7 protein-coding genes and 1 pseudogene are annotated in these 8,763 nt (G+C 44.9%); 5 read left to right on the plus strand and 3 right to left on the minus strand.

The genetic code is table 11. The features are described from left to right. The first annotated feature begins 519 nt into the window (after positions 1-519). Entirely contained in the window at positions 520-858 is a 339-nt protein-coding gene (locus tag AC5590_RS10090) for a hypothetical protein (protein ID WP_169268590.1), read from the plus strand. A 41-nt stretch (positions 859-899) separates the two neighbouring features. Here AC5590_RS10090 and AC5590_RS10095 read toward each other — a convergent pair whose 3' ends face one another. The 3 genes and pseudogenes from AC5590_RS10095 to AC5590_RS10105 all read right to left on the minus strand — a co-directional run bounded on the left by AC5590_RS10095 (position 900) and on the right by AC5590_RS10105 (position 4,413). Continuing rightward, positions 900-2,471, minus strand: a complete 1,572-nt coding sequence (locus AC5590_RS10095; RefSeq protein ID WP_169268591.1) for a group II intron reverse transcriptase/maturase — start codon at positions 2,469-2,471, stop codon at positions 900-902. A 550-nt stretch (positions 2,472-3,021) separates the two neighbouring features. Further along, positions 3,022-3,282 (minus strand): annotated as a pseudogene (locus tag AC5590_RS10100) (helix-turn-helix domain-containing protein); the annotation flags it as partial. A 78-nt stretch (positions 3,283-3,360) separates the two neighbouring features. Next, positions 3,361-4,413: an RNA-guided endonuclease InsQ/TnpB family protein gene (locus tag AC5590_RS10105; protein ID WP_211178757.1), complete on the minus strand. Its 1,053-nt coding sequence runs from the start codon at positions 4,411-4,413 to the stop codon at positions 3,361-3,363. Between the two features lie 3 nt (positions 4,414-4,416). Between AC5590_RS10105 and AC5590_RS10110 the strand changes: the two genes are divergently transcribed. From AC5590_RS10110 to AC5590_RS10125, 4 genes are all read left to right on the plus strand, one after another. Then, positions 4,417-4,851, plus strand: coding sequence for a DUF1998 domain-containing protein (locus AC5590_RS10110; protein WP_246162588.1), 435 nt, complete (start codon positions 4,417-4,419; stop codon positions 4,849-4,851). Between the two features lie 39 nt (positions 4,852-4,890). Further along, positions 4,891-5,184, plus strand: a complete 294-nt coding sequence (locus AC5590_RS10115; RefSeq protein ID WP_248277415.1) for a hypothetical protein — start codon at positions 4,891-4,893, stop codon at positions 5,182-5,184. A gap of 653 nt (positions 5,185-5,837) precedes the next feature. Beyond that, positions 5,838-8,258 (plus strand): methyl-accepting chemotaxis protein, encoded by a 2,421-nt coding sequence (locus AC5590_RS10120; RefSeq protein WP_169268592.1) that lies wholly within the window; start codon positions 5,838-5,840, stop codon positions 8,256-8,258. Between the two features lie 269 nt (positions 8,259-8,527). Then, positions 8,528-8,763: hypothetical protein (locus tag AC5590_RS10125; protein WP_211178758.1), on the plus strand; the 236-nt coding region annotated here is incomplete at its 3' end.

Genomic DNA, 8,763 nt, shown 5'->3' on the forward strand with positions numbered 1-8,763 from the left:
CGCACGAATCGAGCGAACGCGTAAGCGTGTCCCTTTGGGACTTACAAAGTAGCGTCTGGGCAGGAGATACGCGTAAGGGTGTCCCTTTGGGACTTACAAAGTAGCGTCTGGGCAGAGGAGATACCCGGAGGGGTTTTGTCTCGTGTAGCCGCGATTTATAATCGCCAGGATTGAACCAAATGTTACTTTCTTGAGGCGGTTTCTCCAGAACATTGCGCGATAAGCCAGAGGCGAGAGGCGATCGCCTCTCGCCCCTGATTTTTCATGTCAGCTAATCACGGGAAAATCTCACGAACCTTAGATGAAAATGTATTTCCCCTACAGCCTTACACCCCTTTTTCATCTCAGTTTCTATACAAATAGCCTGATCAGAAAATTCCTTGAACGTATTGCGCTATCCTTCCCTACCCTCAGCCGCAGGCGGGGTAGGGAAGGATAGCGCGGCGTATTGGTCGTCCTCGTGTTCATGGGAATAAATTTAAACTCAACGACGAAACTTCATGGTGGACACCTGACAAAATGTTAGAGATACTCGACCTAAAATTGGGGCGAATGCGCCTACGTCTATGGTGCAATCTCCATTTCCAACACTCTGCCAAGATCAACATGGATTTGATTCAAGTTGAGCGACTTGACGAAGGGCTCATCCGAACAGCTAAACCTTTATGGCTGATCTGGGTAGGTGAGGGAATACCCGAATTATCCCAAATTTGGCGTCAGTATCTACGTCGCTTTGCCGTGGACCACTGGTATCGATTTGCCAAGCAACGCCTTCACTGGACACTACCTAAGTTGGGTACAACAGAGCAATGTGGTTTGAGTCGAGAGGAGCTATTATGCTCCGTCCCTCTCAGTTAGATCCGGACGTGCCCGTTTCCGTGCATCCGGCTCCCGATGTTCTAAGGTTTCCCCTTGCTCATGTGGATGTAGTTGTGACAACTTTGATGTATGGCTAGAAGATTGTTTGCTTTCCAGTTCTGGTGGTTACCATCTACATGATGTAGGTGGATTGTTTCACCTGGTAGCATCTTCATGCCGCAGTGACCACATGCATGGTTTTGCCGTTTTAAGGCTTTAGAGGTTTCGCCATCGTAGAGCTTGCTGTTACGCTCGCTCCAGTACTGGATGTCTCCGTCGTACGGTGATTTGTTACCTTTGACCATGACATATTTTCTTTCGGAGCAAGAAACTGCTGGGAATGCTTTGTTAGTCAGCGTTGCGCATGACCATCTGTCATTCTTTGTTTCTTTGTTGAATACCTTGAATGCTTTGCGTCTGGTGAACCATAGTGAGAACCGTGCTCCATCCATTTTGCAGAAGCGGTGGTAATTCCTCCATCCTCTAACCAAGGGGGCTAATTTCTCAGCTTTTACCTCGGAACCATAATTAGAGCAGTTGACGATAGTTTTTACTTTTTGACGGAATTTCTTGAAGTTCTCCAGCGAGGGAGTGCTTCTTACTTTCCCGTTGTTCTGTACCTTGAAGTGCCAGCCTAAAAAGTCGAAACCATCTGTCGATGCGGTTATCTTGGTTTTCTTCTCACTGATTTTCATTCCTCTTTCTGCTAGGAATTGGCTTATCTTTTCAAGTATTTCTTTTGCATTATCTTTGGGTTTAAGAAAAATTACCATGTCGTCAGCGTAGCGGACGGTTGGTTCTATTATCTTGTTAGGAGATGTCCTATCGGTTATCTTTGACCCTTGGTTGTGATACCTGTGGACACTTTCTATTCCATTGAGTGCAATATTAGCTAGTAGGGGACTTACCACACCACCTTGGGGGGTTCCTTGTTCTGGAAAGTTGGGATGTATTCCGGCTTTTAGGCATCGAAAGATACCAATTTTCATCCCTTTTGGTGCTATCAAGTTATCCATGATAGTTGTGTGGCTTATCCGGTCGAAGCATTTTTCGATATCGAGTTCTATTACTCGCTTTTCTATTCCATTTGCGTAGGAGTTTAGGCTGTTGAGGACTTGTCTCTGTGCATCATGTGCTGAGCGTCCTGTTCTGAATCCATAGCTCCGTGCATGGAATGTTGCTTCATGTGCTGGTTCTAGAGCAAACTTTGCAAGGCATTGCCATGCTCTGTCTGTGATAGTGGGGACTTTTAAAGTCCGGAATGTTCCGTCCTTTTTAGGTATCGGGATTTCCCGTAATCTGTTATGATGCCAATTAGAGTAATTGAGCTTGAGGTGTTCCTCAAGTGCAAGGCGTTCTTCAAAGTTGAGGGACGCTTTGCCATCAATACCCGCAGTCCTCTTACCAGCATTAAGCTGAGTTACTTGACGTATAGCCAATAGCCGTGCAGCTTTGGATTTCAGAATCAGTTTCTGAAGTGACCGCGCTTTCCGCATGTCTCCTGCTTTAACTGCTTTGAACACTCTAACTTGTAGGCGGAATAAATTGCGCCGGAATTTCTTCCAGGGTAATTTGCTCCAAGATTCACTAGTATTGCTACTGTGTCTAATCATGCTCTGACTCCTAAGAATGTTTTCTGAACACCTTACAGCAATTACGCCGTATCCTACCCGTGTTAGGAGGTTTACACCTCTCGTCTGGTTTACCTGAGTTTTCGACCTTTCTCAAGACTCCTAACCCGTTTTTCTTCGTTCCCTAGATTAGATTGTTTTGTGTATTTTAGGTGTAACCACTTCAACCGTTAGAACCCCTTGTTCTTGTCGCTTGCTGGACTAACATCGACGGGGTTTTGTCTCTAACGAAGTCAGGGGTTTTTATGTTATGCCCTGCTTTACTTTGGGTTGCTTTTTTAGGTTCTGTCTCACCTTGTACACTCCCTGTTAGCGCCAGTGTCAGCCCATAACTGCCGTCTGATTGCGCCCTGCTTCCAGCTTCACTCTGCAAAATTCCGAGTTTGCTCGGTGTGGACAGGTAAGGAGTCACTCCTGAACTTGGAGGATAGGGCTTTCACCTACATCTTTTGTCTAGAGTTCAGTCAAAAATGATTGACTGGATATCTTATTTTGCGGATTTTAACCGTGATTCAGATATCAACGAATCGCACAGCCCAGAAATACCCAACTCGTTATACCTTTTTACCAGTGCGTAAATCCATGTTCTGCTATAGCCCGTTATTTCCCCTACTTCCTCTGTTTTCTTGCCTTGCGCTAGTAACCATATAATTTGATACTGACGTAAAGTCTGCCGGGGGAAGCAACCCAAGCGGCGAGCGTTACGACTTTCTATTCCGTCCTTAGCTTGTTTGTAAAGTTGCTCTAATTCAGAGATATTTAAATGCTCGGCTATACTGATTCGTTTTGGCATAAGTCATATTTTTACTTTCTTTTTTTTTCGTAAGCGATTATGCGGACATGATATAACGGGAGCTTCTAAGAGTCAAAATTAAGTTGTCTGTACTCCATTCCAACCCCAAGCTTCTGGCTTCATAGGCTGGGCATCCCCTAAGCTTCCACCAGCAGACACCATGAGTCCCACGGCGTTTAATGCTCGTTGCAAGATATTACGAGCCGCGTTTTCGTCTGTGTCGATGACCGCATTGCATTTATGGCATTCATGAGTACGTATCGACAGGGTTTTAGGTACTTTCGCCCCACAATTTGAACAATCCACAGTTGTGCCATAAGGATTAACTTTAACAAGGTGAACGCCGCATCTGACTGCCACTGCTTCCAGCTTGTTAATGAAACTACCCCAAGCCACATCTAGGATTGATTTACCCAAAGGAGTGCGAGCTAAACTTCGGATATTCAAGTCTTCAACTGCAATTAAGTCATAGCGTTTAACCAGTTTGTGTGCCGTATTGTAGTGAAAATTTTCTCTCACCCGCCCCACTCGTTGGTGAATGCGAGCAATCTTGTTTTGCAGCTTCTTGTAGCCATTAGACCCTTTGTGCTTGCGGGATAAAAATTTTTGTTGTCGGGCTAAATGATTTTGTGCAGTGCGGTATGGCTTGCTTGGGGGCACTGTTTCGCCCAATGATGTGGTCAGAAATTCTTTTAATCCTACATCCACGCCAACAGTAGATTTCACTTCATCTAATGGCAATGGTGATGGCACTGTGTCATCTTCTAGGGACAAGCACACATACCAACCATCCGCTTTTTTGACTATCGTTGCCTGTTTGAGATTAAACCCGACTGGTAATGGTCGATGCATGATTACGGGCATTAAGCCAATCTTAGACAAACGCAATACTCCGTTCTCTAAAAAAGCCCCTGCCTTGGGATTATTGACTCGTGGAAACACGAAAGAACGCATTTGTCCCGACTTCTTAAACTTCGGTCTGCCTCCCCTTTTGCCACTCTTGTCGGGAAACAACCATTTCTTCCAAGCCTTATTCAAGCGTTGTAGATTAACTTGCTGAGATTGTACCCAAACATTCTTGTAATTGGGAAACAACTGTTTTGTTTGCTTCAGGTCTGACTGCTGAGTCACGTAGTGCTAGTCCATCGCCTGCGCGAAGTCATAGCCCTCACTGGTTTTACCCGCTTTGAAGCCGCAATGCCAAATATTGAGGGTGAAATCGACGAATTAGCGATTAATGTCCGTCGCGCTGCCCTTGATTTTGAAACAAGCTGGATACCTGCCATTGAAAACAAAGGCGAAGGTGTCTTTATCTCGTTTCATAAGCAAGTCATAGAGGAATGGTTCAAGCGCGATGCGGTGAAGAAGCGGGCGGAAGATTTAAACCGTGGTTTTCTCAAATGGCTTGATAGCAAAGGAATTCCCCGGGATAAAGCCACATTCCCAGGTGTAAAATACATCATGCTGCACTCGCTATCTCACTTGTTGATTACAGCAGTATCCCTCGAATGCGGCTATGCTGCGAGTGCCATCCGTGAACGCATTTATGCAAGCGATTCTGGGTATTGAATTTTACTTTATACAGGTTCTTCAGGTTCTGAAGGGACTTTGGGTGGTTTAGTAGAAGTTGGTACACCCATTGATTACCATCTCGGAAAAGCCCTGGGGTTAGGAAGACTTTGCTCGAATGACCCGGTTTGCGCTCAACACGAACCGGAGAACCCCCGCGAAGAACGCTTTCTGCACGGTTCTGCGTGTCACGGGTGTTTGTTAATTGCTGAAACATCCTGCGAACGCCGCAACGAATTTCTTGATAGTGCACTCGTGGTGAATACAGTTGAAGAATTAGACGCTGCATTCTTTCCAGATGATATTTTTGCCGATGACTTTGTGACTAGTTAATTAGCTACCCCCAAAACCAGCGTTTTATCTAGCTACTTGCCGCACCTAAAAAAGTTACAAAAAAATTGACAAATTTATATCATTCACTTGAATCAATCCATAAAATAATATATTTTAATAGCATAAAATACTAAATACATAAAAATTCTTAACTCGCAACATCAAATCCTTGAGGAGAGGCAGAAAGCCTAAGGAGTGAAAAGCAAACTATGCCAAACTTTTAGGGTTACTTTGCCGCTTGTTGTACCGAACTCTAAATTTTACCGATACTTATGGTAGCGCGCACTCTTACACAAAAGCCCCAGATAAAATCAGGAGAAGATTGCGACTGTTTAAATCTACCTTTTACCAAAACGCGCGGGTGCAAAGGTGCAGATTTTGTTGGGGTTTAGGAGGGACTTTGAAAATGTACTTATTGTACACCAAGCAAACAGAGCCAAAAGAATACTCACCGCCCTCACCTCATGTTTGATACAGTGGTCAACAATAACGTGGCGGGTTTGGTGCCGCCATTAATTTTACCCTAACACCCCTAATTGTTGATTGCAGTAATCCTAAAGGTGCGTTACCCTACCTTCTTAGTTGGGGAAGTCAATATCGCAACTAACACCTATGTCCTCAATAAATTTTTGCAGCAAAAGTAGATTTTTTCTATGACTCAGCCTTCTTCTCAAAAGCAAGCCGAGCAACAGTTGAATCAGTCAAAAGGGCTTCAAGAGTCTGCTGATCCGAAGCACAGGCCACAGGAATGGAGTTTGAAAACCAAGGCAATAGCTTGGGCTATGCTTGTTAGTATGCTCCCTGTGCTGACAGTAGGGACAACTACTTACTACTTTGGTAGCCAGTTGACAGCCAAACAGATTTCCCAAGCAAGACAAGCAGATACCACAAGTCTGGCAGAAGCTGAACTTGGACTACATAGACTGCTGTCACTGCTGTTAATTGAAACGGGGGTGACGGCAGTATTGGCAGGTGCGATCGCTGCAATTTTAGGGATTCGCGCCATTCGTCCAATCCTGAACGCCGCCTCAGTCTCTACCACTATGGTGAATAGGTTACGTCGAGAAAGCGCGGATTCTGGCACCTCCATCGTCAGCAAAGATGAACTGGCTGTCTTAGAGACAAACATCAACTTCGTCAAAGAACAGCTTCCGGATTTACTCTGGAAACAAGAAGCCGAAGCCGAACGCTCCCAGGTGTTTCACAACATTAGCCGCGGTATTCGCCAATCACTCACTCAAGAAGATATTTTGCGAACCACTGTAGAAGAAGTTCGCAAGGCTCTAAGAATTGACCGCGTTGCCATCTTTCGTTTTGATTCTAACTTGGATGGAACTTTTGTAGAAGAATCTGCAGCACCTGAGTTGCCAAAAATCCTATGGACTACCATCTCAGACCCCTGTTTCCAAACAGGGTATGTCGAACAATATCGAAATGGTCGTGTTCGTGCTATTGATGATATCTATCAAGCTAATCTCACTGATTGTCATATTGGGTTGCTAGAGCGATTTGCTGTAAAATCTAATCTAATCGCACCCATTCTCAAAAACAACCAGCTATTTGGCTTATTGATTGCACATCAGTGCTTTGAACCTCGTACATGGCAGCAGTATGAGATTGATTTGTTTGCTCAAATAGCGGCACAAGTGGGATTTGCTCTTGACTACGTTAAGCTCTTAGAACGGATAGATACAAAAGCCGATCAAGCTCAAGCATTTATAAATATTACCCGCCGCATTCGAGAATCGCTCAACGAAGAGGATGTCCTCAAAACCACTGTTGAAAAAACCCGCAAAGCAATGAGCGCTGACCGAGTACTGGTTTATGGGTTTGACAGCAATTGGTATGGAACTGTGATTGCAGAATCAGTGCTTCCAGGTTTTCCCAAAGCGTTGCGAGCCAAAATCAAAGACCCCTGCTTTGCTGAGGGCTATGTGGAAAAGTACCGATTTGGTAGAGTTCAAGCTACCAATAACATTTATGAAGCTGGTTTGACTACTTGTCACATTAGCCAACTCGAACCGTTTGCTGTTAAGGCAAATTTGGTTGCGCCCATTCTCAAAGATGACCAGTTATTTGGCTTATTGATTGCGCATCAGTGTTCAGGACCTCGTGATTGGCAGCAGTATGAAATTGATTTATTCACCCAAATAGCTACGCAGGTGGGATTTGCTCTCGACCATGCCAGACTCCTAAACAAGGTAGAGCAGGCGTACCAATCTGCTGAAGCGACCTCTTACGAGCAGCGTGAACAAAAAGAAGCACTCCAGCTCATGGTACTTGAGTTGCTCAGAGGTAGTCAAACATCTGTCCAAACCCTTTCAGGTGAGGCTCTTAGCCAGGTTGAGTCCCTTACTGGTGCCTACAATCAAATTCAAGCGTTAGTTGATTCGGCTATGGAAATGCTGATTTGTGCCCAACAAGCAGAACTGCAAGAGCAGCAGCTCACTCAGGCAGTACACGATGGACATTCGTCGATAGACCCGATTTTAGAAAACTTGTGTGATGTCCAAGTAAAGGTTATGGAAGCTGTCGAGAAGGTCGAGCGTCTAGACCAACCTTTTCAAAAGTTCTCCCAGCTCGTGGGCCTCATTAGTCATATAGCATTTCAAATAAAGCTCCAAGCTATGAATACAGTACTTGAAGCAAGTCGCACCACAGAAGGTGGTGAACAATTTGCTTGGCTCGCTGACCAAGCACTTTCTCAAGTGCATCAATTAGAAGCGAGTATTGCAGAAGTACAATTACTCGTTCCAGAAATTCAGACACAAGCCAATGAAGTAGTTGCTGTTATAGAATACGGGGCAGAACAGGCGATGAGGGGGATTAGATTGGCGCAGGAAACTCAGGAGAAGTTCAATCAGATTATTATGCTCAGTGAGCAAATGAAAAAACTGGTCGAGGAACTTGTCCAAACTGCTCCTGTCCAAGCAAAAACTTCAACCTCAGCAAGCCAATCTATTCTAGAAGTTGTCAGTATTGCCAGCAAGACTTCGGAACAAGTCCTGGCAGTAGCTAAGTCTTTAGACAAGCTGTCAACACTCGCACAAAATCTACAGGAGGATGCTGATTGACATTCCCACCACGCTAAAGGTGCCGGGATTCTCCAAGACTAAGCCAAGTCCGGTGACATCCCATAGACTCAATTAAACAAGATTGCAAAAGTAACAATTGCCACTCTTGCAGGGAAAAGGCAAAAGTTAAAAGGGAAAGGTTTTTTATATTTTTCCCCTCTTACACCCCTTACACCCTGCCCTCCCGGCGTTGACCATCTATAATTTGGCAAGAGCGATCGCCTGGTACTCAGCTATATCCGTTGCCAGGTAGATTAGGACATGAACTTATGAGAAAAAACGGACATCACCAGACTTTCACACGCCTGTTAAGCGTTAAGCGTTCCTTACTATACCTACCCACCTCATTAAGGACTGGTCGAGCGTGCGCTTTTTCAGTGTCCACAATTGGTTGGGGTTTGAATAGCAATACATTTGATTCTGACTTCTGGCTTGGTGACTTGGTGAGACCAGTGCTGCACAGAGAAGTGCCTTGCGGAGCCAGTACTGCAGGAGGGTTTCCCTC

Origin of the sequence: Brasilonema octagenarum UFV-OR1 (assembly GCF_963888615.1) — a bacterium.
In the GTDB taxonomy this organism is placed as follows: domain Bacteria; phylum Cyanobacteriota; class Cyanobacteriia; order Cyanobacteriales; family Nostocaceae; genus Brasilonema; species Brasilonema sennae.

What these genes read in the sequence shown, in the direction of transcription:
- AC5590_RS10095 (WP_169268591.1), bottom strand. Translation starts at nt 2,471, where the DNA reads ATGATTAGACACAGTAGCAATACTAGTGAATCTTGGAGCAAATTACCC.
- AC5590_RS10120 (WP_169268592.1), top strand. Translation starts at nt 5,838, where the DNA reads ATGACTCAGCCTTCTTCTCAAAAGCAAGCCGAGCAACAGTTGAATCAG.
- AC5590_RS10090 (WP_169268590.1), top strand. Translation starts at nt 520, where the DNA reads ATGTTAGAGATACTCGACCTAAAATTGGGGCGAATGCGCCTACGTCTA.